The following is a 23,288-nucleotide window of genomic DNA, read 5'->3' as shown; positions in this document are numbered from 1 at the left end:
AGGGCGACCGGGGCCGGCCCTGACCGTGGTACGGGAGGGGCCGCGCCCGGCGTCAGCCTCGGTGCGCGTCCCTCACCCGCAGCGCTCGCCTGAGGTCGTCGAGTTGGTCGGTGAGTTTGCGGTGCAGGGCCGGGGTCGGGGTGGCTTCCGTCAGGCACTGTTCGCCGAGGTGGAGGTTGTCCGGGTCGACGGCGTGGGCGGGGAAGGCCCAGCGGCCCGCCGCCTCGGCCATGGCGGGGCCGCGCCGGTCGGCGAGGGCGACGGCGTCGGAGTAGAAGCGCGGCACGTACGGGCCGACCAGGTCGGCCTGTTCGGGCTGCCAGAAGCCGCGGGCCGTGGCGGTGAAGAGGTAGTTGGACAGGTCGTCGGAGCCGAACATCGCCTGCCAGGCGCGTTCCTTGGCGTCCGGGTCGGGCAGGGCGGCGCGGCACAGGGCGGCGCCCTCCCGGCCGGTGGCGCTGGGGTCGCGTTCCAGCTCCGCGTCGATGGCGGCCTCGTCGGTCGCGCCGAGGGCGGCGAGCCGGGCGAGCACGCGCCAGCGCAGCTCGGGGTCGAGCTCGGGTCCGCCGGGGACGGTGCCGTCGGCGAGCCAGGCGGCGATGGTGTCGGGGTGTGCGGCGACGTCGATGCGGTGGCGGACCGCGATCAGGCGCAGGCCGGGGTTGTCGCCGTCCTCGGTGCGGCGGATGAGGTCGCGGCACAGCTCGGACAGGGTGGCGAGCGCGGCGGGCCGTTCCCCGGGGGTGAGGTAGCGGTCGGTGATGTACGTGGCGGCGAAGGCGAGCACGCCCTGGACGACGGCCAGGTCGGTCTCCAGCGGCAGGTGGGCCCGGGCCGTCTCCAGATAGGCGGCGGGGGCGAGTTCGCCGTCGCGGACGGCGTCGCGCAGGGCGTTCCAGACGACCGCGCGGGTGAGCGGTTCGGGCAGGCCGGACAGGTCCTTGCGGACGGTGTCGAAGGACTCGGGGTCGAAGCGGACCTTGGCGTAGGTGAGGTCGCCGTCGTTGAGCAGGAGCAGGGCGGGGCGCTTGCCGATGGGGTGGTCCCCGCTCTGCGGGAGGTCCAGGTGGAGGCGTTCGCGCAGGACGAGCTGTCCGCCGTCGTCGCCGAGGTCGCGGTCGTACAGGCCGACGGCGATGCGGTGCGGGCGGCTGCCGGCGCGGTCGGTGGTGAGGGCGCACAGGCCCTGTTCGCCGGGGACGATCCGCGGGGTGAGGGTGTCGACGCCGGTGGTGCGCAGCCAGGAGTCGGCCCAGGCGTGGACGTCGCGGTCGGTGGCGGCGGCGAGGTTGTCGATGAAGTCGGCGAGGGTGGCGTTGGCGAACCGGTGCCGGGCGAAGTGGGTGTTGATGCCGGCGAGGAAGTCCTTCTCGCCGAGCCAGGCGACGAGTTGCCGCAGGGCGCTGGCTCCCTTGGCGTAGGAGATGCCGTCGAAGTTGAGCAGGGCGGAGGCGGTGTCGTCGACGGCCTCGGGGGCGACGGGGTGGGTGGAGGGGCGCTGGTCGGCGTCGTAGCCCCAGGACTTGCGGGTGACGGCGAAGTCGGTCCAGGTGTCCGTGAAGCGGGTGGCCTCGGTGAGGGTCTGGTAGCCCATGTACTCGGCGAAGGACTCGTTCAGCCAGATGTCGTCCCACCACTTGAGGGTGACGAGGTCGCCGAACCACATGTGGGCCATCTCGTGGGCGATGACCATCGCGCGGGTCTGCCGCTCGGTGTCGGTGACTGCGGAGCGGTAGACGAACTCGTCGCGGAAGGTGACCAGTCCGGGGTTCTCCATGGCGCCCGCGTTGAACTCGGGGACGAAGGCCTGGTCGTAGGAGTCGAAGGGGTAGGGCTCGTCGAACTTCTCGTGGTAGCGGTCGAAGCAGGCGCGGGTGACGTCGAGGAGTTCGTCGGCGTCGGCGTCCAGGTAGGGGGCGAGGGAGCGGCGGCAGTGCAGGCCGAAGGGCAGGCCGCGGTGCTCGGTGCGCACGGAGTGCCAGGGGCCGGCGGCGACGGCGACGAGGTAGGTGGAGATCAGGGGGGTGGGGGCGGCCCGCCACACGCCGTCGGTGTGCTCGGTGACGCCGTTGGCGAGGACGCTCCAGCCCTGCGGGGCGGTGACCGACAGCGCGAAGACGGCCTTCAGGTCGGGCTGGTCGAAGGCGGCGAAGACGCGCTGGACGTCGTCGAGGAAGAGCTGGGTGTAGACGTAGGTCTCGCCGTCGGTGGGGTCGGTGAAGCGGTGCATGCCCTCGCCGGTGCGGGAGTAGCGCATGCGGGCGTCGACGCGCAGTTCGTGCTCGCCGGGGGTGAGGTTCTTCAGCGGGAGCCGGTTGCCGTCGAGGGCCTGCGGGTCCAGGGGCTGTCCGTCGAGGGTGACGGAGCGCAGCTCGGCGGGCTTGACCTCGACGAAGGTGTCCCCGGCCGCCCGGGCGGCGAACCTGATCAGGGTGCGCGAGCCGAAGGTCTCGTCACCGCCGGTCAGGTCGAGTTCGATGGTGTAGCGGTGGACGTCGAGGAGCTCTGCTCGGGCCTGCGCTTCGTCGCGCGTCAGTACGGACATGCAGGACATGCTGCCTGATGGCGTCGGCACGGCACAGAGGCGGATCGGTACGTGCGCAATGTCCGGTCTCAGCCGCGGTCCTTCTCGAGCTCCCCGGCGTGCGCCCCCTGGGGCCGTTGGAGGGGTACGTGCGCGTCGGGGTGGGGCAGGACGGGGCTCGCGGGGTGTGCGGGGGTGCCGGGGTGCTCGCGGACCAGGGTGCGCAGCCGGCGGACCTCGCGTTCCAGGGCGAGGTGGCGGCGGTGGGCCTCGTGGAGGTAGCGGACCTTGGTCCGCAGGGCCCAGGGGTCGACGGGTTTGAGCAGGAGGTCGGCGACGCCGAGGCGGAACGCGGCGGTGGCCAGGGCGTGGTCGACGCCGAAACCGGTCAGCAGGATGACCGGAATGTGCTGGGTCTGCTCGACGCGGCGCATGTAGCGCACGACCTCGAGGCCGCCGACGCCGGGCATGCGCACGTCGAGCAGGAGCAGGCCCACCCCGCCGCGCAGGACCTGCTTGAGTGCCTCGTCGCCGCCGGTGGCGCGGCTGATCCGGTGGCCCAGGGGGGCCAGGGCGCTCTCCAGCGCGTACAGCGTGTCCTCGTGGTCGTCGACGATGAGGATCCTGGTATCCGACGGCATGGCCCGACGCCCCTCCCTCGTGGAGGACCAGAGTAAGTCCGGGACGCTGACGCGCAGTACGCGCCGGCTGACATGCTGTGCTCAGCGCAGCATGCCCGGCGCGGGCCGCCGTGTCACTCCCCCCGCGGCCGATCGCCGGGGGCGGTGCCGGCCTCGGCGGGGACGGCCGGGCCGTTGACCGCCTCCTCCGCGATGCGCTCGTGGTGGCGGATGACCTCGGCCACGATGAAGTTCAGGAACTTCTCGGCGAAGGCCGGGTCCAGCTTGGCGTCCTCGGCGAGGGCGCGCAGCCGCGCGATCTGGCGGGCCTCGCGGGCGGGGTCGGCGGGCGGCAGCTGGTGCCGGGCCTTGAGGAGGCCGACCTGCTGGGTGGCTTTGAAACGCTCGGCGAGCATGTGCACGACGGCGGCGTCGATGTTGTCGATGCTGTCGCGCAGCCGCGCGAGTTCCTCGCGGACGCCGGGCCCGGCGTCGTCGGTACCGGTGGTGCTGGTGGTCATGGGGCGGAAGCCTACGGGGACCGCAGCGTCCGGTCGCGGGGCGTCTCACGCCTCGGCGGCCCGGGGGGCGTGCGTCCTCGTACAGTGGAACGGGGTTCCCGGGAGTCCTGGGGGTGAGGCGTGGCGAACGACGGGCCGGTCGAGCACGGCTACCCGCATCTGCAGACGGTGCGCGCCGCCGTCACGGCGCTGTACCGGCGGTTGTCGTACGTCACGGTCCGGACGTTCGCGGCGAGTGTGGCCCCGGCGGACGTGGCGTTCTGCGACACGGACGACCTGTATCTGGGGGCGCAGCGGGTGGCGCACGAGCTGGTGCGGCACTACCGGCTGCCGGACGCGCGGCTGATCGTCAGTTTCCGCGAGATGCGGCACGCGGCGAACGTGGAGCTGACGGCGGGACCGGAGTACTTCGTGGAGCTGAACGACCGGTTCCGCGGGCATCGGCGGGACATCGGGGCAGCGCTCGCGCACGAGGTGACGCACGTGTTCCTGCACCGGCTGGACCTGTCGCTCCCGGGCGTGCGGGACAACGAGATCCTCACGGACACGGCGGCGGCGTACCTGGGTGCGGGCTGGCTGCTGCTGGACGCCTACCGGGAGGACGGGGCGTCGTCGCAGAAGCTGGGCTATCTCACGCCGGAGGAGTTCGGGTACGTGCTGGCCAAGCGGGCGCTGGTGTTCGGGGAGGACCCGTCGGTGTGGTTCACCAGCGCGCAGGCGTACACGGCGTACGGCAAGGGCATGGAGCTGGCCCGGCGGGACGGGCGGCAGCCGCCGCTGACCGCGGCGGGCTGGGCGGGACGGCGCCGCTACGCCCGGGACCGGCGGCACGCGCCGCAGGGGCCGCAGCCGGGTGTGCGCTACGCCTTCTCGCCGGACGCGGGCGGGCGGTTGCGGGTCTCGTTCCCCTGCCCGACCTGCGAGCAGCGGATCAGGGTGCCGGTCGGGGGCCGGGTGCGTGCCCGCTGCGCCCTGTGCCGCAGCGTCCTGGAGTGCGACACGTGACGCGGCGCTGATCGAAGGCTCGGGTCGGCGCCGAGGGGCGGGGCGGCTCAGCGGGTGCCGCGGTCCCGGACGATGCCGGCGGCCCGGGCGGCCGCCAGCCACCTGGGGAACTCGGCCACCAGCCGGTCGTACAGGTCGGCGTCCGGCACCGTGCGGGGGTCGGCGCCCGCGTGGAAGAAGCCGGCGTTGTCGACGGCCCGCTTGCCCGGTACGGCCAGTTCGTCGAGCTTGCGCAGGAAGTCGAACTGCTTGCCGTGCGGGTCGCCGAAGCCGACGAACTGCCAGAACAGCGGCAGCTTCGCCGCCTTGCACAGGTACCGTTCGGCGGCGAGCTTGTTGATCGGTCCGCCGTCCGTCTGGAAGACGACCAGCGCGGGCTCGGCCGTCCCGCTGTCCAGGTAGTGGTCGATGACGGCGTCCATCGCCAGGTGGTAGCTGGTCCTGCCCATGTGCCCGAGTCCGGCCACGATCTCCTCGATGCGTCCCTCGTGCCGGGCCAGGGCGATCTCGGTCTCGGCGTCGACGTCCGTGGAGAAGAACACCACCGGCACGGTCCCGTCGTCGTCGAGGTGCGCCGACAGTCCGAGCACCCGGTCGGCGAGCGCCTGCACGGTGCCGTCCGTGTAGTAGGGCTTCATGGAGCCGGAGTAGTCGAGCACGAGGTAGACCGCGGCCCGCAGCCCGTCCAGCCCGTGCTTGACGAGGGACACCCCGGCGCTGCGGTAGAGGTGCACCAGCGCGGGAGCGCTTCGCTGCACCTTGTCGGGACTGATCGCGGCCATGGCCTCACTCTCTCACTGCTCGACGACCACCCCGTCGCTCAGTTCCAGCACCCGGTCGGCCAGGCCGAGGAGTTGGGGGTCGTGGGTGGCGACGAGGGCCGTGACGCCCTCGCTGCGCACCACGGCCCGCAGCAGTTCCATCACCGCCAGGCCGGTGGCGGCGTCGAGCTGCCCGGTCGGCTCGTCGGCGAGGAGCAGGGCCGGGCGGTTGGCGAGGGCCCGGGCGATGGCGACCCGCTGCTGCTGGCCGCCGGACAGCTCGGCGGGCCGCTGTGCCTCGTGGCCGGCGAGGCCCACCAGGGCCAGCAGCAGCGCCACCCGTTCCTCGCGTTCGCGCGCCCCGGCCCGGCGCAGCCGCAGCGGCACCCCCACGTTCTCGGCGGCGGTGAGGATGGGGATGAGCCCGAACGACTGGAAGACGAAGCCGATCCGGTCGCGGCGCAGGGCGAGCAGTCCGCTCTCGTCCAGCGCCGACAGGTCCGTGCCGTCGACGACCACGCGGCCGCTCTGCGGGGAGTCCAGGCCGCCGATCAGGTGCAGCAGCGTCGTCTTGCCCGAGCCCGAACGGCCCTTGAGGGCGACGAGTTCCCCGCGCCGTACCTTGAACGACGCTCCGCGCAGGGCGTGCACGGCGGCGGCGCCGGTGCCGTAGGAGTGGTGCACGTCCTCGACCCGGAGCATCGGCTCGCCGGGCGGGCCGTCGGCGAGAGCGGCGCCGGCTCCCGGGCTGGTGTTCTCGGTCATCACGGCATCCCATACGCAATCGCCTCGATGGTCAAGAGTGGAACAACTCCCCCTCGAACGCGTGTGCCGGGCCGCCGACCGCGTGATATGCATGGCGGGTTCGGGGAGGGAGCGGATCGGCTGACGGGGTGGGGAAACAGTGACAGGCTTGGTGCTGCTGCGCCTGCGCGCGCATCGGCTGCTGATCGCCGCCGCACTGCTCGCCGCACTGCTGACCACCTCGGTCCTCGCCGCTCTCGCGGCCTTCTCCGGCTCCGTCGGGGACGCCGCGCTGCGCTCCACGCTGGACGGCCGGTCCCGGTCCGCCGCCTCCCTCGTGGTCGAGGCGGACGTGCCCCGGCAGCAGCGGGACGCGGCGCAGCGGGCGGTGGAGCGCGGGGCGCGCGAGGCGTTCGACGGGCTGCCGGTGACCGTGCGGCGGCTGGAGCGGTCCGGGCCGTACGCACTGCCGCGTTCGCTGCGGAGCGCGGACGCCCGGGCCGGGCAGCCCGATCTGACGTTGCTCGCCGCCCTGGACAGGTCCCGGGTCGAGCTGGTCGCGGGCACGCTGCCCGGCAAGGCGCCGGCGTCCGCAACCGGCACCGTGCCCGTCGCCGTGCCGGAGCCGGCCGCCCACCGGCTGAAGCTGCGGCCCGGGGCGCGCCTGACCCTCGCCGACCGGCTGGGCGGCGAGCCGGTGCGGGTGGAGGTGACCGGCGTGTACCGGGCGGCCGACGGCTCCGACCCGTACTGGCAGGCCGACACGCTCGGCGGCCAGGGGGTGCGCACGGTCGCCTTCACCACGTACGGGCCGCTGCTGGCGGACGCGGCGGTGCTCGCGTCGGGCCGCGTCACGACGGGCGGCACCGGCTGGGTGGCGACGGCCGACCACCGCGGACTGACCACCGGTTCCCTGGCCTCCCTGCGCGCGGCGGCCGTGCGGACGGCCGCCGGGCTGCGCGAGGAGTCCGCCCTGGGCGGCTCGGCGGAGGTGCGCACGGGGCTGCCCGAGGTCCTGGACCGCACCGAGCGGGCCCTGCTGGTGTCCCGCTCCACCCTGCTGATCGTCTCCCTGCAGCTGGTGCTGCTCGCCGGGTACGCGCTGCTGCTGGTGGCACGGCTGCTGAGCAGCGAACGGGCGGGCGAGACGCAGCTGCTGCGGGCCCGGGGCGCCTCGCGGGGCCGGATCGCGTCGCTGGCCGGGCTGGAGGCGCTGCTGCTGGCGGTGCCCGCCGCGGTGTGTGGGGCGCTGCTGGCGGGGCCGCTGGCGCGGCTGCTCGCCGGGTGGTCCTCGCTCGAGCGGATCGGGCTGCGGCTCGGCACCGCCCCGTCGGGCGGGGTCTGGCTGGTGGCGGGCGGGGTCGCGCTGGTGTGCGCGGCGGCGGTGGTGGCGCCCGCGCTGACGGGGGCGGCGGACGGTCCGGCGCGGCTTCGGCGGGTGAGGGCGGCGACGTCGGCCGCCCCGGTGCGCGCGGGCGCGGACGTGGCGCTGCTGCTGATCGCGGGCGTGGCGTACTGGCAGCTGCAGCGGCAGACCGGTGCGGCGGACGGCGGGGTGGTCGGCCGGGACCGGGCCGGGCGGCTGGGCCTGGATCCGCTGCTGGTGGCGGCTCCCGCGCTGGCGCTGCTGGCGGGCACGGTGCTGACGCTGCGGGTGCTGCCGTTCGCGGCGCGGCTCGCGGAGCGCTGGTCGGCGAGCGGACGCGGGCTCCCCGCGGCGCTGGCGGGCTGGCAGTTCAGCCGGCGTCCGCTGCGCGGCGCGGGTCCGGTGCTGCTGCTGATCGTCGCCGTCGCGACCGGGATGCTGGCCGTCGGGCACGGCGCGTCCTGGGACCGGTCGCAGGGCGACCAGGCCGACTTCCGCACGGGCGCCGACGTCCGCGTCCTGGACCCCCGGCCGGGCAGCCCCGGGCAGACCGGGCTCTACGCGGCGCTGCCCGGGGCCCGCGAGGCCGCCCCCGCGCACCGCGCCGCACTGAGCCTGTCCGGGGACCGTGAGGCGACGGTCCTCGCGCTGGACACCTCGCGTGCCGGGGACGGGATGCTGATGCGCGGCGACCTCGCCGACGAGCCTCCGGGCGAGCTGCTGCGGGCCCTGGTCCCGCCCCCGCCCGACGAGAACCGGGCCGTGCGGCTTCCCGGCGGCACCCGGCGCCTCGGTCTGGACGTGCGGATCACCGACGAGGGGGCCCGCACGGGGCGTTCCCCCTCGGGCCGTGCACCCCTGCTGACGGTGGTCGTCGAGGACGGCTACGGCATCGCCTACCGGCTGGGCGCCGGGAGCGTCCCGGTCGACGGCCGGGTGCACCGCGTCACGCTGGAGCTGGACCGGACGGCGACGGGCCGCCGCGCCGCGCCGGCCGGACCACTGCGGCTGACCGGACTTCAGCTCGACGACGCCGTCCCCGCCGACCGCTCCGAACGGCACCGTCTCACCGTCGAACGGCTCCTCGCCACGGGCCCCGAGGGCTCCGCGCGGACCGTGCGGGTGGACCGGGGAACCCGCTGGCAGGGCGGCCGGACCGTGACCCGCAACGGTGAGGTCCTCTCGCGCACCTCCGCCGAACCGGCCGCGTCGGACACCGCGCCGCTGTCCCTGTCGTACGCGACCGGGGCCGGTGGTGACGACGGGTACGGCGCGGTGCCGGTGTGGACCGTGCGGGCCGACACCGCCGGAGCCGGGGCTCCCCGCACCCTGACCGCCGTGGCCACGCGGGACTTCCTGCGGGCCTCGGGTGCCGCGCCCGGCGACACCGTCGACGTCCCGCTGTCCGGGGAGCAGTTGCGGGTGCGGATCGTCCGGTCCGTGCGTGAACTGCCCACCACAGCCACCGGCACGGCCGGGCAGAGCGTGTCCGGCGGGGCGCTGCTGCTCGATCTGCGGGCCGTCGACGCCGTGCTGGCCCAGCGGGGCACCACGGCGCTCACGCCCACCGAGTGGTGGGTGAGCGCCGAGCCGGGCAGGGCCGCCGAGGTGGCCGCGGCACTGCGGGCGCGTCCCGACCTGGAGGCGCAGCAGGTGCTGGTGCGCGACGAGACCGCGGCGGATCTGCTGCGCGATCCGCTGGGTGCCGGGCCGCGTTCGGCCCTGACGGCGGTGGCGGTGGCCGCGGTGGCCCTGGCCGCCGGGGGTTTCGCGGTGAGCGCCGCGGGAGCGCGCCGGGAGCGGTCGGCGGAGTTCGCGGTGCTGCGGGCCCTGGGCACGCCCCGCCGGGACCTCGCGCGGCTCGTCGCCATGGAGCAGAGCCTGCTCGTCGGGGTCGGGCTGCTGGCCGGGCTGGCGCTGGGCACGGTGGTGACCCGGGCGGTGGTCCCGCTGATCGTGCTGACGTCCGGGGCCGCGCGGCCCGTCCCGCCCGTTCTCGTGGAACTGCCGGTGGGGCAGGTGGCCCTGCTCGTGGCCGGGGTGGCCGCTCCGCTGGCGCTGATCACGGCCGCGTCGGCGCTGCCGCGCGCCGAGCCGGCGGTCGCGCTGCGCCACCAGGGGGAGGACTGACATGCGGTGGGACAGGCGCGACGCGGGAGCCTCCTGGGTGCGGACCCGGCTGCGGACCGCGCCCTGGGCCACCGTGGCCTTCGGGGTGCTGGTGCTGGTCACGGCCTTCCTCGCGGCGGTGCTGCCCCGGGCCGTGGAGGCGTACGAGACGCACGGGCTGCGCGAGGCCGTCGCCTCCGCCGCGCCCGGGTCGACCGTGCTGGAGCTGAAGGCGGCACAGCCCGGTCTGGAACAGCCGGAGCGGGTGCGGGAGGACGAGGTCCGGCCGGCGGCGCTCGCCGCGGTGGACGCCCGGGCGCGGGCGCTGCTGCCGGATCCGCTGCGCGTGGACCGGGCCCAGTCGGCGCACGGGGTGCGGACCGGTGAGAGCGTGCAGGCCGTGGACCCGTGGCTGCCCCGGCCGGACGGGCTGCCGCCCCGGTTCACCCTGCTCGCGCAGTCCGGGGCGGCCGGGCACGCCGGGGTGCGGGAGGGGCGGCTGCCCGCCGCCGACGGCCCGGTGAGCGCGGACACCAGGACGGTGGAGGGCGCGGTGACCGCCGAGACGGCCCGGGCGCTGCGGCTGCGGGCCGGCTCCACGCTCACGCTGGCCGGGTTCCCGGACCGGCCGCTGACCGTCCGGGTCACCGGCGTCCTCGAACCGCGGCACCCGGAGCGGAGCTACTGGTCGGCCGAGCCGATCCTGCGCACACCGGCCCTGGCGAGCGACGGCGGCCGTCCGCCGCAGTTCTACTGGGAGGCGGGACTCCTGCTGGCGCCGGAGGCGGCCCCGGCGCTGCTCGGCGGGCAGGCCGAGCCCGAGCGGTACTGGCGGTTCGCGCCCGCGACGCGGAGCCTGACGGCGGCGGACGCCGGGGCGCTGGCCGACCGGGTGGCGTCCCTGGAGGACGGCCCGGGGCTGGTGCGGATGCGTGGCGCCGCCGGTCCGACGGCGCAGCTGTTCACCGGCCTGGAGGAGGTCGTGGCCGGGTACGGGCGGACCCGGGACGCGATCACGCCCGTGGTCGCCGTCGGGGCCGTCGGGATCGCCGCGGTCGCCGTGATCGTCCTGGTGATGAGCGGTGGTCTGGCCGCCGCCCGCCGGGACACCGAACTGGCCCTGCTGCGTGCCCGCGGCGGGTCCCTGGCCGGGATCGGCGGGCGGCTGCTGGCCGAGAGCGCCGTACCCGCTGTGCCGGCCGCCGCCTGCGGTCTGCTGCTGGCCGTGCTCGCCGTGGACGAGGCCCGGCTGCTGCCGTCCGTGCTCGGGGCGGGTGGGGTGGCCCTGTTCGCCTGCGCCGCGCTGCCGGTGCGCGCGGTGGTGGCGCACCGCAGGCCGCGCGCGCACCCGGAGCGCGGCGACCTCACGCTCGCCAGGCCCGGCGGGCGCCGGACGGTCGCCGAACTGACCCTGCTGGTGCTGGCCGCGGGCTCGGTGGCGGCCCTGCGCCGCCGGGGCACCGGAGGGACGGCCGATCTGCTGGTGAGCGCCGCCCCGGTGCTCGTCGGGCTGGTCGCCGCGCTGGTCCTGGTCCGGCTGTATCCGCTCCCCCTGCGGTGGGCCGCCGGTCCGGCCGGGCGGCTGCGCGGGGTGGTGGGGTTCCTGGCGCTGGCCCGGGCGGGCCGCTCGCCGGCGGCGGTCGCCGCGCTGCCGCTGCTCGCCCTGCTGACGGCCCTGACGACGACCGCGTTCGGCGGGTCGGTGCTGAGCGGGGTGGCCGACGCCCGGGACCGGGCCGCGCTGCTGCGGACGGGCGCGGACGCACGGGTGGACACGGCCGACGGTGCCGCGCTCCCGGCGGGGCTGGAGCGGGCGGTGCGGGAGGTGCCGGGCGTACGCGACGTGGCCGCCGTGGGTGTCTCCTACGCCTCCGAGCGCGTGTCGCAGGACAAGCGGTCGCTGACGGTGGTCGCCGTGGAGCCGGGCGCCTACGCGGCACTGGCCCGGCGCACCGGCCTCGGGGGCTTCACCGCCGACCGGCTGGCGCGCGGGGACGGGGTGCTCGGCGCCGTCGCCTCTCCCGGGGTCGCCGAGCGGCTCGGGCGCGCACCGCACCGGATCGGGGCCGACGGCGGGCCCGTCACGGTGCGGATCACCGCCGTGCGGCCGCGCACACCGGCGATCCCGGAGGGTGAATTCCTGCTGGTCGACGCGGCCGGCCTGCCCCGCTTGGCCGGTGCCACGTCGCTGCTGGCGGCCGGCCCCGGACTGGACGGGGCCGCGCTGCGGGCGGCGGTGCGCGGCACGGGGACGGGGCTGTCGGTCACCCTGCGCGGCGAGGAACGCGCGGCGCTGTCCGACTCGCCGCTGCAGTCCGGCGCCGAACGGATCTACCTGTGGGCGGTCGCCGCGAGCACCGGCTACGCCCTGCTGTCCCTGGTGCTCGGCATGACGCGGACCGCTCCGGAACGGGCGGCCCTGCTGGCCCGGCTGCGCACCCTGGGCCTGACGGCCCGTCAGGGGCGGCGGCTGCTGGGCCTGGAGGCGCTGCCCCTGGCGCTGCTCGCGGCCGGCGGCGGCGTGGCCGTGGGCTGGGCGGCGGTCCGGCTGCTCGCACCCGGTATCGACCTGGACCGCCTCGCCCTGGCCGACGCGTACGGGGTCAGGGTGCCGGGCGGTGCCGTGCTGCGGGCCGACGTGTGGTCGCTGGCCCTGCCCGCGGCGGGAGCGCTGCTGCTGGCGGGGGCGGTGGCCGTGGCACAGGCCTGGTGGGCGGGGCGCCGCACACCGATCACCCATCTCAGGGCAGGAGACTTGCGATGAGCGCTACGAACCGGTCGCTCGCGGAGCTGGAGCAGCGGGCGGCACACCACCGCGACCGGCCCGCCTACGGGCACGACGCCCTGATCGCCTGCGACCGGCTGGTGCGGATCTTCAGCCGGCGCGGCGGCGGGGACGGCGTGGAGGTGCAGGCGCTGCAGGGACTCGACCTGCTGGTGCGCGAGGGCGAGTTGATGGCGCTGGTCGGGGCGTCCGGCAGCGGCAAGTCGACGTTGATGAACATCCTCGCGGGCCTGGACGTACCCACCGCCGGGACGGCGCGGGTCGCGGGCCGCGACCTGCTGGCGATGGACGCCGAGGCGCGCCTGCGCTACCGCCGCGAGGTGGTCGGTTTCGTGTGGCAGCAGACGGCCCGCAACCTGCTGCCGTACATGACGGCGGCGCAGAACGTCGTCCTGCCGATGCAGCTCGCCGGGCGTCCGCGCCGGCAACGGGCGGGACGCGCCGAGGAGTTGCTGTCGCTGCTCGGGGTCGCCGACTGCCGGGACCGGCGGCCGCGGCAGATGTCGGGCGGCCAGCAGCAGCGGGTGGCGATCGCCGTGGCCCTGGCCAACGACCCGGCCGTCCTGCTCGCCGACGAGCCGACGGGCGAGCTGGACTCGGCGACCGGCCAGCAGGTCTTCGCGGCGTTCCGCCGGGCCAACGAGGAACTGGGCACGACGGTCGTGGTCGTCACGCACGACCAGGCGGTCGCCGGCGAGGTCCGCCGCACGGTGGCGATCCGCGACGGCCGCACGTCCACGGAGGTGCTGCGCCGCACCGAGGTCGACGCGGCGGGCCGGGAGTCCTGGGTGGCCCGTGAGTACGCGATGCTCGACCGGGCCGGCCGGCTGCAGCTGCCGTCGGAGTACACGGCGGCCCTGGACATGCGCGACCGGGTCCTGCTGGAGCTGGAGGAGGACCACATCCAGGTGCGGCCGGACCACGGCGGGGACGGGGACGGCTGAGACCGGGCGGGGACGGGCGGGGCGACGACGCCCGGCCCGCTGCGGGAGGGCCGGGAAGGTTCGACGGCGCCTGCCCGGGCGTCCGGTCGGGGACAGTGGGGCAGGCGCCGTCGGTGTTCCGCACGCCTTTGTGCGGGACGTTCTCGGGGTGCGCTCAGACCATCAGCGCGCGGTCCGTCGGGCGGATCGGGGCCGGCAGGTCACTGGCGCCGGTGAGGTGGCGGTCCACCCCGCGCGCCGCCGAACGGCCCTCGGCGATCGCCCAGACGATGAGCGACTGGCCGCGGCCGGCGTCACCGGCGACGAACACGCCCGGCACGTTGGTCTGGTAGTCGCCGTCGCGGGCGATGTTGCCGCGCTCGTCGAGCTCCAGGCCGAACTGCTCGACCAGGCCGTTCTCGCGGTCGGTGCCCGTGAAGCCCATCGCCAGCGTCACCAGCTGGGCGGGGATCTTGCGCTCCGTGCCCGGCTTGGGCGTCAGCCTGCCGTCGACGAACTCCACCTCGGTGAGGTGCAGCCACTGGACGTTGCCGTCCTCGTCGCCCTCGAAGTGGGTCGTCGAGACCGAGTAGACCCGCTCGCCGCCCTCCTCGTGGGCCGAGGTGACCTTGTACAGCATGGGGAAGGTCGGCCAGGGCTGGGCGATCGGGTGCCGCTCGTCGTTCGGGCGGGGCATGATCTCCAGCTGCGTGACGGAGGCCGCGCCCTGGCGGTGGGCGGTGCCGACGCAGTCCGCGCCGGTGTCGCCGCCGCCGATGACCACGACGTGCTTGCCCTCGGCCGAGATGGGGGGCGCCACGAAGTCGCCCTCCTGCACCTTGTTGGCCAGCGGCAGGTACTCCATGGCCTGGTGGATGCCCTTGAGTTCCCGGCCCGGCACCGGCAGGTCACGGGCCGTGGTCGCGCCGACGGCCAGGACGACCGCGTCGTAGCGCTTCTTCAGGTCCGTGGCCTTCAGGTCGCGGCCGATCTCGACGCCCGTGCGGAAGCGGGTGCCCTCCGCGCGCATCTGCTCGATACGGCGGTTGATGTGCCGCTTCTCCATCTTGAACTCGGGGATGCCGTATCGCAGGAGGCCTCCGATGCGGTCCGCGCGCTCGTAGACGGCGACGGTGTGGCCGGCGCGGGTCAGCTGCTGGGCGGCGGCCAGACCCGCCGGGCCCGAGCCGACGACCGCGACGGTCTTGCCGGACAGGCGCTCGGGGATCTGCGGGGCGACGTCGCCGGTCTCCCACGCCTTGTCGATGATCGAGACCTCGACGTTCTTGATGGTGACCGGCGGCTGGTTGATGCCGAGCACACACGCCGACTCGCAGGGAGCGGGGCACAGGCGGCCCGTGAACTCCGGGAAGTTGTTGGTGGCGTGCAGGCGCTCCTGCGCGGCCGACCAGTCCTCGCGGTAGGCGTAGTCGTTCCACTCGGGGATGAGGTTTCCGAGGGGACAGCCGTTGTGGCAGAACGGGATGCCGCAGTCCATGCACCGGCTGGCCTGCTTGCTGATGATCGGCAGCAGGGAGCCGGGGACGTAGACCTCGTTCCAGTCGCGGACGCGCTCCTCGACGGGGCGGGACTTGGCGACTTCGCGCCCGTGGTTGAGGAAGCCCTTCGGGTCAGCCATTGATCGCCGCCTCCATCATCTTCTCGTGGGTCTCGGTCTCGGAGAGACCGGCTCGCTCGGCGGCGTCCTTGGCGGCGAGCACTGCCTTGTACGTGCTGGGGATGATCTTGCTGAAGCGCTCGACGGCGGTGTCCCACTCGGCCAGGAGCTTCTCGGCGACGGTGGAGCCCGTCTCCTCCCGGTGGCGGCGGACCACGTCGTGCAGCCACTGCTTGTCGGTGTCGTCCAGCGCCTCGACCGCGTCCAGGTTGCCGGCGTTGACGTTGTCCCGGTCGAGGTCGATGACGTAGGCGACGCCGCCGGACATGCCGGCCGCGAAGTTGCGGCCCGTCTCGCCGAGCACCACCGCGTGACCGCCGGTCATGTACTCGCAGCCGTGGTCGCCCACGCCCTCGGAGACGACCGTCGCGCCGGAGTTGCGCACGCAGAACCGCTCACCGGTCTTGCCGCGCAGGAACATCTCGCCGCCGGTGGCGCCGTAGCCGATGGTGTTGCCGGCGATGACGCTGTACTCGGCGAGGTGGTCGGCCGCGCGGTCCGGGCGGACGATGATCCGGCCGCCCGAGAGGCCCTTGCCGACGTAGTCGTTGGCGTCGCCCTCCAGGCGCAGCGTGACGCCGCGCGGCACGAACGCGCCGAAGGACTGGCCCGCGGAGCCGGTGAAGGTGATGTCGATGGTGTCGTCGGGCAGGCCCGCGCCACCGAACTTCTTCGTCACCTCGTGGCCGAGCATGGTGCCGACCGTGCGGTTGATGTTGCGGATCGCGACCTGGGCGCGCACCGGCTGGGCCTCGCCTGCCCCGGGCGCGGCGAGCGCGTCGGCGGCGAGCTTGATCAGTTCGTTGTCGAGGGCCTTCTCCAGCCCGTGGTCCTGGGAGACGACCTGGTGGCGCACGGCGCCCTCGGGCAGCTCGGGCACGTGGAACAGCGGAGCCAGGTCCAGGCCCTGGGCCTTCCAGTGGTCGACCGCGCGGGTGACGTCGAGGGCCTCGGCGTGGCCGACGGCCTCCTCGATGGAGCGGAAGCCCAGCTCGGCGAGGATCTCGCGGACCTCCTGCGCGATGTACTGGAAGAAGTTCACGACGTACTCGGCCTTGCCGTTGTACCGCTCGCGCAGCACCGGGTTCTGCGTGGCGATGCCGACCGGGCAGGTGTCCAGGTGGCAGACGCGCATCATGACGCAGCCGGAGACGACGAGCGGCGCGGTGGCGAAACCGAACTCCTCGGCGCCGAGCAGCGCGGCGATGACCACGTCGCGGCCGGTCTTCAGCTGGCCGTCGGTCTGCACCACGATGCGGTCGCGCAGGCCGTTGAGCAGCAGGGTCTGCTGGGTCTCGGCCAGGCCCAGCTCCCAGGGGCCGCCGGCGTGCTTCAGCGAGGTGAGCGGCGAGGCTCCGGTGCCGCCGTCGTGGCCGGAGATGAGCACGACGTCCGCGTGCGCCTTGGACACACCCGCGGCGACCGTGCCGACGCCGACCTCGGAGACCAGCTTGACGTGGATGCGCGCCTGGGGGTTGGCGTTCTTCAGGTCGTGGATGAGCTGGGCGAGGTCCTCGATGGAGTAGATGTCGTGGTGCGGCGGCGGGGAGATCAGGCCCACGCCGGGCGTCGAGTGCCGCGTCTTGGCGACCCACGGGTAGACCTTGTGGCCGGGCAGCTGGCCGCCCTCGCCGGGCTTGGCGCCCTGGGCCATCTTGATCTGGATGTCGTCGGAGTTGACCAGGTACTCGGAGGTCACGCCGAAGCGGCCGGAGGCGACCTGCTTGATGGACGACCGGCGGGCCGGGTCGTACAGGCGCTCCGGGTCCTCGCCGCCCTCACCGGTGTTGGACTTGCCGCCCAGCTGGTTCATGGCGATGGCGAGGGTCTCGTGCGCCTCCTGCGAGATGGAGCCGTACGACATGGCGCCCGTGGAGAAGCGCTTGACGATCTCGGAGACCGGCTCGACCTCGTCGATCGGGATGGGCTTGCGGTCGGACGTGAAGCCGAACAGGCCGCGCAGCGTCATCAGGCGCTCGGACTGCTCGTTCACGCGCTCGGTGTACTTCTTGAAGATGTCGTAGCGGCCGGAGCGCGTGGAGTGCTGGAGGCGGAAGACCGTCTCCGGGTCGAACAGGTGCGGCTCGCCCTCGCGGCGCCACTGGTACTCGCCGCCTATGTCCAGCGCGCGGTGCGCCGGGGCGATGCCGGAGGCGGGGTAGGCCTTGGCGTGCCGGGCGGCGACCTCCTTCGCGACGACGTCGATGCCGACGCCGCCGATCTTGGTGGCCGTGCCGTTGAAGTACTTCTCGACGAAGGCCTCGTCGAGACCGACGGCCTCGAAGACCTGGGCGCCGCGGTAGGAGGCCACGGTCGAGATGCCCATCTTGGACATGACCTTCAGCACGCCCTTGCCGAGGGCGTAGATGAGGTTGCGGATGGCCTGCTCGGGCTCGATGCCGGGCAGGAAGGTGCCGGCGCGGACCAGGTCCTCGACGGACTCCATCGCCAGGTAGGGGTTGACCGCGGCGGCGCCGTAGCCGATGAGCAGGGCGACGTGGTGCACCTCGCGGACGTCGCCGGCCTCGACCAGCAGGCCCACCTGGGTGCGCTGCTTGGTGCGGATGAGGTGGTGGTGGACGGCCGCGGTGAGCAGCAGCGACGGGATCGGCGCGTGCTCGGCGTCGGAGTGGCGGTCCGACAGGACGATCAGACGGGCGCCGTTCTCGATGGCCGCGTCGGCCTCGGCGCAGATCTCCTCGATCCGGGCGGCGAGCGCGTCACCGCCGCCGTGCACCCGGTACAGGCCGGACAGGGTCGCGGCCTTGAAGCCGGGCATGTCGCCGTCGGCGTTGATGTGGATGAGCTTGGCCAGCTCGTCGTTGTCGATCACCGGGAACGGCAGCAGGACGCTGCGGCAGGAGGCCGCGTTCGGCTCCAGCAGGTTGCCCTGCGGGCCGAGGGAGCTGCGCAGGGAGGTGACCAGCTCCTCGCGGATGGCGTCCAGCGGCGGGTTGGTGACCTGCGCGAACAGCTGCGTGAAGTAGTCGAAGAGCAGGCGCGGGCGGTCCGAGAGCGCGGCGATCGGCGAGTCGGTGCCCATGGAGCCGATGGGCTCGGCACCGGCCTTGGCCATCGGCGCGAGGATGACGCGCAGCTCCTCCTCGGTGTAGCCGAAGGTCTGCTGGCGGCGGGTGACCGAGGCGTGGGTGTGGACGATGTGCTCGCGCTCGGGCAGGTCGGAGAGCTCGATCTCGCCGGCCTCGACCCACTCCTCGTAGGGGTTCTCGGCGGCGAGCTGGGCCTTGATCTCGTCGTCCTCGATGATGCGGTGCTCGGCGGTGTCCACCAGAAACATGCGGCCGGGCTGCAGGCGGCCCTTGCGGACGACCTTGGCCGGGTCGATGTCCAGGACGCCGACCTCGGAGCCGAGGACGACCAGGCCGTCGTCGGTGACCCAGTAGCGGCCGGGGCGCAGTCCGTTGCGGTCGAGGACCGCGCCGACCTGGGTGCCGTCGGTGAAGGTGACGCAGGCCGGGCCGTCCCAGGGCTCCATCATCGTGGAGTGGTACTGGTAGAACGCGCGCCGGGCCGGGTCCATGGAGTCGTGGTTCTCCCACGCCTCCGGGATCATCATCAGCACGGAGTGCGGCAGGGAACGGCCGCCCAGGTGGAGCAGCTCCAGGACCTCGTCGAAGGAGGCGGAGTCGGAGGCGTCGGGCGTGCAGACCGGGAAGATCCGGTCGATCGACTTGCCGTCGCCGCCGAACAGGTCGGAGACGAGCTGCGACTCGCGGGCCACCATCCAGTTCCGGTTGCCCTTGACGGTGTTGATCTCACCGTTGTGCGCGACGAAGCGGTAGGGGTGGGCCAGCGGCCAGGACGGGAAGGTGTTCGTCGAGAACCGGGAGTGCACGAGCGCGATCGCGGAGGCGAAGCGGCGGTCGGACAGGTCCGGGAAGAACGGCTCCAGCTGGCCGGTGGTCAGCATGCCCTTGTAGACGACGGTCCGCGCGGACAGCGACGGGAAGTACACGCCGGCCTCCCGCTCGGCGCGCTTGCGCAGCACGAACGCCTTGCGGTCCAGGGCGATGCCCGCGGAGGTGCCGTCGGCGACGAAGAGCTGACGGAAGACCGGCATGGTCGAGCGGGCGGTGGCGCCCAGCAGCTGGGGCGCGACCGGCACCTCGCGCCAGCCGAGGACGGTGAGGCCCTCGTCGGCGGCGATCGTCTCGATCTGCGAGACGGCGTCCGCGGTGGAGTCCTCCGGGAGGAAGGCGATGCCGACGGCGTAGGAGCCCGCCGCGGGCAGTTCGAAGCCGGCGACGTCGCGGAAGAAGGCGTCCGGGACCTGCGACAGGATGCCCGCGCCGTCGCCGGAGTCGGGCTCGGAGCCGGTGGCGCCCCGGTGTTCCAGGTTGCGCAGGACGGTCAGAGCCTGTTCCACCAGGGTGTGGGACGCCTCGCCGGTGAGGGTGGCGACGAAGCCGACGCCGCAGGCGTCGTGCTCGTTGCGGGGGTCGTACATACCCTGCGCAGCAGGGCGAGCATCCATGAACGACCAGTTCCGGCCGTTCGTGGAGTGCTGGGACGGCTGGCGCGGCGTACGCATCGGCTCTCCCGTCGTCGTCAGGTGGCATGTGCAGGTGCCGAGGGACGACGTTGGCCCTCGCGTGATCGCAAAATTTCGTGCAGGTTACATGATGGAGCGGTTCTCGGGAAGCGGGATAATCCGTTCCACCATGCGGACACCCCGGCTGTGCGGACGGGTCACCGAACCGGCGGTGGAGGCTGTGTGGGGGGCCGGACGGATCGATCGGTCGGATCGGCCTGCGTCGGCCCGAGGGGGCGGAGCGGGCGCCGTCGCCCACCCCGTCGAGTGCGCGGCGGGCGTCGTTGCCCGCGGCGCTTACGGCTCATGCCCGGTCGTTGCGCCCCCGAAACCAGCGAGTAACGACTACCTATGCGGTCCCTTGCATAGGTCCGAGCCGCCCTATCCTACGGCCGTTCCGAACAGGGTGCCCAGGGCGTACGTCACACCGGCCGCCGCGCCGCCCAGCAGCAACTGCCGCAGCCCGCTGTACCACCAGGTCCGGGCCGTCACCTTGGCCACGACCGCGCCGCACAGGAAGAGCCCGAGCAGCGCGAGCAGGACGGCCGGCCAGAGCGTGGTCGCCCCCAGCAGGTAGGGCAGCACCGGGACGAGGGCGCCCAGCGCGAAGGAGCCGAAACTCGACACCGCGGCCACGGTGGGCGAGGGCAGGTCCCCGGGGTCGATGCCCAGTTCCTCCCGGGCGTGGATCTCCAGTGCCTGCTCGGGGTCCTTCGACAGCTGCCGGGCGACCTCCTCGGCCAGCCGCGGCTCGACGCCCCTGGCCGCGTAGAGCGCGGCCAGCTCGGCCTCCTCGTCCTTCGGGTGCTTCTTCAGCTCGCGCCGCTCCACGTCCAGCTCGGCCTCGACCAGCTCCCGCTGGGAGGCCACCGAGGTGTACTCGCCCGCGGCCATGGAGAAGGCGCCGGCCGCCAGGCCCGCCAGTCCGCTGAGGACGACGGTGTGCTGGCCGACCGCCCCGCCGGCGACACCGGTCATCAGGGCGAGGTTGGAGACGAGGCCGTCCATGGCACCGAACACCGCCGGACGCAGCCAGCCGCCGTTCACGTCCCGGTGCGTGTGGTTGTCCCGGTGCGCCTCGTGCAGCGCCGCCTCGGTGTCGATGATCGCCATGAAAGATCCGCTCCCCTTGTCTGGACTAGTTCCAGATTTGTACAACCCCCAAACTACGCTCGGAATTCCGTCCCCGCCAGCAAGGAAAGGCTGCGCTAACCTGCGCTTTTACCCTCCGGCGGCCTCTCCGCCCATTCTGCTGCCCGGGCGTCGACCGGGTGACGCTGGGGCTCCTCGTGCTCGCGCCGCCCGCCCGGGTGGGACACATGCCGCATGGCATCGACCGCCCGCACCCCCTCCGCCCCGGAACCGCCGGACGCCGCCGGGTTCCGCGCCCGGGCCCGGGGCGCCCTGCTGGGCCTGGCCGTCGGTGACGCGCTCGGGGCGCCCGCGGAGAACATGAAGCCCTCCGAGATCCGGGCGCGCTGGGGGCGCATCACCGGGTACGTGGCGGAGAACCCGGCGGGCACGGACGACACCGAGTACGCGATCTTCTCCGGTCTCCTGCTGGCCCGGCACGGCTCCGCGCTGACCCCGGCCCATGTGGAGACGGCCTGGCACGAACTGATCGCCGACCGCCACGAGGGCCCGTTCCGCGGTGCCGGTTTCAGCGAACGCGGCACGCTGGAGAACTTGCGCCGGGGCCTGGCCGCCCCCATCTCCGCCCAGCACCGGCACGCCTGGAGCGACGGCCTGGCCATGCGCGCGGCGCCCTTCGGCGTCTTCGCCGCGGGCCGCCCGGCGGAGGCGGCCCGGCTGGTCGCGATCGACGGCTCGGTGAGCCACGACGGCGAGGGCATCTACGGGGGCCGGGCGGTGGCGGCGGGCGTCGCCGCGGCGATGGCGGGCGCCCAGGTGATCGCGGTCGTGGCCGCTGCCCTGGCGGTCGTGCCCGACGACTCGTGGACCGCGCGCTGCCTGCGCCGGGCCGTGACGGCCGCCCACCGCGGCGAACGCGCCGTGCGTTCCGCGGTCGTCATCGGCGGTTACCCCTGGACCGACCTGGCCCCCGAGGCGGTCGCGCTCGCCTTCGGCGCGTACGCGGCGGCCGACGGCGACTTCGAGCAGTCCGTCCTGACGGCGGTCAACATGGGCCGCGACGCGGACACGACGGCGGCGGTGGCGGGAGCGCTGGCCGGGGCGACGCAAGGGGTGTCGGCGATCCCGGCCGGCTGGGCGGCCCCCATCGGCCCGGTCCGCGGCAGCTGCCTCCCGGCGATGGCCGGCTACCACGTCCTGGACGTGGCGGACCTGCTGACCCCGCAGCCCCCCTCCCGGGAACCGGCCCCGACGGACCCCGGGCCGGCCCCGGCGGACTTCGTCCTGGCGGCGGGAGACGAATCGGAGGCGTCCCCATGACGACGGACGAGATGACACCGCCCGGCACTGCGCGGCAGGCAGCCACGGCACAGCACGACCCGCCGGCCGCCCTCGGCGCGCACGCCCCACGGGAGACCGGGACCGCTCGAGTGACGGTCGCGGGCGGCGCGTGGGCGGAGGACACCGGGGCCGCCGGCGAGGCCGGGGCCGGCAGCCGGACCGAAGGGCTCCTGCTGGGCCTCGCCGCCGGCGACGCCGCCGGCTGGCCCGCCGCCCGGCACAGAGCCGCCCGCATGCCCGACTGGACCCGCCGCCTCACCCGCGAACTGGACACCTTCGCCGAGCAGAACGCCACGACCACCCTGCCCGTCCCCATCGCCCTGAACCAGCCCCCCGAGCCGCTGCGCCTCGGCCCCTCCGACGACGCCGAATGGGCGGCCTTCGCCGCCGAGGCCCTCCTGAGCGCCGGTGCGGACACGGTCCTCGACGACCTCGGCCGGGACCGCCGTATCCGGGCCGCCATCGACCTCACCTGGAACGCCGTCGCCGGGGAGGTCGCCGCCGCGGCGGACCGCGCCCCGGAGATCGAGTCCGCCGTCCTGCCCCTGCGGGCCCGCATCTCCGTCCGCGCCGGCCTCGGCAACCTCGCCACCGGTCTGCGCCCGCCCGCCACCGGCCACGACAACCCGCACTACTTCGACGACGCCGCCTGCGTCCGCGCCTGCGTCCTGGCCGCGGCCCACCCCGGCGACCCGGCCGGCGCCGCCGCCCTGGCCGAGTTCGACGCCCGCTACATCCAGGACGGCGACGGCGTGCACGGCGCCCGCGCGATGGCGGCGGCCCTCGCCCTCGCCCTGGCCGGCGCGGACGTCGGCGCCTGCGTCGCGGCGGCCCTGGCCGAACTGCCCGAGACCACGGAGATCGGCCGCAACGCCCGGCACGCCCTGCGCCTGGCCGCCGCGGCGGACGGCACCTTCGCCCTGGTCCCGCCCCTGGAGCACCAGATCGTCGACCACGTCTACAGCTACGGCATCGCAGCCGCCGAGACCGTGCCGGTCGCCCTCGCCCTGGCCACCGCCGCCCGCGGCCGCATCGCGGAGGCCGTCCCGGCCGCGGCCTGCCTGTCCCGCGTCGCGGACTCCGCCCCGGCCCTGGCCGGGGCCCTCACCGGCGCCCTGGGCGGCGGCGCGTCGATCCCGGCGTCCTGGCGTGAGACCTGCCGCACCCTTTCCGGCTGCGTCCTGCCCCGCCTCACCGGCACCGACCTGGTGGAACTCGCCGGGCTGCTGGAAGCAGCACAACCGGCCCGACCGGGAGGATGATGCGG

14 protein-coding genes are annotated in these 23,288 nt (G+C 74.6%); 6 read left to right on the top strand and 8 right to left on the bottom strand.

Annotated elements, in window-relative coordinates:
* Positions 1 to 52: 52 nt before the first annotated feature.
* The 3 genes from pepN to Q5694_RS07185 all read right to left on the bottom strand — a co-directional run bounded on the left by pepN (position 53) and on the right by Q5694_RS07185 (position 3,665).
* Complete coding sequence (gene pepN / locus Q5694_RS07195; RefSeq protein WP_333931265.1) at positions 53 to 2,545, bottom strand: aminopeptidase N; 2,493 nt, start codon at positions 2,543 to 2,545, stop codon at positions 53 to 55.
* A 68-nt stretch (positions 2,546 to 2,613) separates the two neighbouring features.
* Positions 2,614 to 3,165: a response regulator gene (locus tag Q5694_RS07190; RefSeq protein WP_333931263.1), complete on the bottom strand. Its 552-nt coding sequence runs from the start codon at positions 3,163 to 3,165 to the stop codon at positions 2,614 to 2,616.
* Positions 3,166 to 3,278: 113 nt separating this feature from the next.
* A complete protein-coding gene (locus tag Q5694_RS07185) occupies positions 3,279 to 3,665 on the bottom strand; it encodes a chorismate mutase (protein ID WP_333931262.1) in 387 nt (128 codons plus the stop codon).
* Between the two features lie 120 nt (positions 3,666 to 3,785).
* Between Q5694_RS07185 and Q5694_RS07180 the strand changes: the two genes are divergently transcribed.
* The gene (locus tag Q5694_RS07180) at positions 3,786 to 4,670 is read left to right on the top strand and encodes a hypothetical protein (RefSeq protein ID WP_333931261.1); all 885 of its coding nucleotides are present in this window, start codon (positions 3,786 to 3,788) and stop codon (positions 4,668 to 4,670) included.
* 47 nt (positions 4,671 to 4,717) lie between these two features.
* Here the strand turns inward: Q5694_RS07180 and Q5694_RS07175 are convergent, their stop codons facing one another.
* On the bottom strand, positions 4,718 to 5,452 hold the full coding sequence (locus Q5694_RS07175) for a vWA domain-containing protein (RefSeq protein WP_333931260.1): 735 nt from the start codon (positions 5,450 to 5,452) through the stop codon (positions 4,718 to 4,720).
* Positions 5,453 to 5,464: 12 nt separating this feature from the next.
* A complete protein-coding gene (locus tag Q5694_RS07170; RefSeq protein WP_333931259.1) occupies positions 5,465 to 6,196 on the bottom strand; it encodes an ABC transporter ATP-binding protein in 732 nt (243 codons plus the stop codon).
* Between the two features lie 139 nt (positions 6,197 to 6,335).
* Here Q5694_RS07170 and Q5694_RS07165 point away from each other — a divergent pair, with 139 nt between their 5' ends.
* The 3 genes from Q5694_RS07165 to Q5694_RS07155 are packed head-to-tail and all read left to right on the top strand — an operon-like array spanning position 6,336 to position 13,379.
* Positions 6,336 to 9,671, top strand: coding sequence for an ABC transporter permease (locus Q5694_RS07165; RefSeq protein WP_333931258.1), 3,336 nt, complete (start codon positions 6,336 to 6,338; stop codon positions 9,669 to 9,671).
* Between the two features lies 1 nt (position 9,672).
* Complete coding sequence (locus tag Q5694_RS07160; protein WP_333931256.1) at positions 9,673 to 12,414, top strand: ABC transporter permease; 2,742 nt, start codon at positions 9,673 to 9,675, stop codon at positions 12,412 to 12,414.
* The gene (locus Q5694_RS07155; protein WP_333931254.1) at positions 12,411 to 13,379 is read left to right on the top strand and encodes an ABC transporter ATP-binding protein; all 969 of its coding nucleotides are present in this window, start codon (positions 12,411 to 12,413) and stop codon (positions 13,377 to 13,379) included. The genes Q5694_RS07160 and Q5694_RS07155 overlap by 4 nt, the downstream gene beginning before the upstream one ends.
* Before the next feature lie 154 nt (positions 13,380 to 13,533).
* On the opposite strand, the gene Q5694_RS07150 is transcribed toward Q5694_RS07155, so the two are convergent.
* The 3 genes from Q5694_RS07150 to Q5694_RS07140 all read right to left on the bottom strand — a co-directional run bounded on the left by Q5694_RS07150 (position 13,534) and on the right by Q5694_RS07140 (position 20,701).
* Positions 13,534 to 14,997: a glutamate synthase subunit beta gene (locus Q5694_RS07150; protein ID WP_333931253.1), complete on the bottom strand. Its 1,464-nt coding sequence runs from the start codon at positions 14,995 to 14,997 to the stop codon at positions 13,534 to 13,536.
* Complete coding sequence (gltB, locus tag Q5694_RS07145) at positions 14,990 to 19,588, bottom strand: glutamate synthase large subunit (RefSeq protein ID WP_333931252.1); 4,599 nt, start codon at positions 19,586 to 19,588, stop codon at positions 14,990 to 14,992. Before gltB ends, Q5694_RS07150 begins: the two co-directional genes overlap by 8 nt.
* Positions 19,589 to 19,969: 381 nt before the next feature.
* Entirely contained in the window at positions 19,970 to 20,701 is a 732-nt protein-coding gene (locus Q5694_RS07140; protein WP_333931251.1) for a VIT1/CCC1 transporter family protein, read from the bottom strand.
* Between the two features lie 213 nt (positions 20,702 to 20,914).
* Between Q5694_RS07140 and Q5694_RS07135 the strand changes: the two genes are divergently transcribed.
* Positions 20,915 to 22,000 (top strand): ADP-ribosylglycohydrolase family protein, encoded by a 1,086-nt coding sequence (locus Q5694_RS07135; protein ID WP_333931250.1) that lies wholly within the window; start codon positions 20,915 to 20,917, stop codon positions 21,998 to 22,000.
* The gene (locus tag Q5694_RS07130; protein ID WP_333931248.1) at positions 21,997 to 23,283 is read left to right on the top strand and encodes an ADP-ribosylglycohydrolase family protein; all 1,287 of its coding nucleotides are present in this window, start codon (positions 21,997 to 21,999) and stop codon (positions 23,281 to 23,283) included. The genes Q5694_RS07135 and Q5694_RS07130 overlap by 4 nt, the downstream gene beginning before the upstream one ends.
* Positions 23,284 to 23,288 lie beyond the last annotated feature (5 nt).

It is taken from the genome of Streptomyces sp. AHA2 (assembly GCF_036857595.1).
GTDB lineage: Bacteria > Actinomycetota > Actinomycetes > Streptomycetales > Streptomycetaceae > Streptomyces.
The sequence above is the reverse complement of the archived record's forward strand: the minus strand, read 5'-3'. Positions and strand labels throughout refer to the sequence as shown.

Excerpts from the sequence above, each read along its gene's own strand:
- Q5694_RS07150 (WP_333931253.1), bottom strand. The coding sequence starts at position 14,997 with ATGGCTGACCCGAAGGGCTTCCTCAACCACGGGCGCGAAGTCGCCAAG.
- gltB (WP_333931252.1), bottom strand. The coding sequence starts at position 19,588 with ATGCGTACGCCGCGCCAGCCGTCCCAGCACTCCACGAACGGCCGGAAC.
- pepN (WP_333931265.1), bottom strand. The coding sequence starts at position 2,545 with ATGTCCGTACTGACGCGCGACGAAGCGCAGGCCCGAGCAGAGCTCCTC.
- Q5694_RS07190 (WP_333931263.1), bottom strand. The coding sequence starts at position 3,165 with ATGCCGTCGGATACCAGGATCCTCATCGTCGACGACCACGAGGACACG.
- Q5694_RS07160 (WP_333931256.1), top strand. The coding sequence starts at position 9,673 with ATGCGGTGGGACAGGCGCGACGCGGGAGCCTCCTGGGTGCGGACCCGG.
- Q5694_RS07170 (WP_333931259.1), bottom strand. The coding sequence starts at position 6,196 with ATGACCGAGAACACCAGCCCGGGAGCCGGCGCCGCTCTCGCCGACGGC.
- Q5694_RS07140 (WP_333931251.1), bottom strand. The coding sequence starts at position 20,701 with ATGGCGATCATCGACACCGAGGCGGCGCTGCACGAGGCGCACCGGGAC.
- Q5694_RS07135 (WP_333931250.1), top strand. The coding sequence starts at position 20,915 with ATGGCATCGACCGCCCGCACCCCCTCCGCCCCGGAACCGCCGGACGCC.
- Q5694_RS07175 (WP_333931260.1), bottom strand. The coding sequence starts at position 5,452 with ATGGCCGCGATCAGTCCCGACAAGGTGCAGCGAAGCGCTCCCGCGCTG.
- Q5694_RS07130 (WP_333931248.1), top strand. The coding sequence starts at position 21,997 with ATGACGACGGACGAGATGACACCGCCCGGCACTGCGCGGCAGGCAGCC.
- Q5694_RS07155 (WP_333931254.1), top strand. The coding sequence starts at position 12,411 with ATGAGCGCTACGAACCGGTCGCTCGCGGAGCTGGAGCAGCGGGCGGCA.
- Q5694_RS07185 (WP_333931262.1), bottom strand. The coding sequence starts at position 3,665 with ATGACCACCAGCACCACCGGTACCGACGACGCCGGGCCCGGCGTCCGC.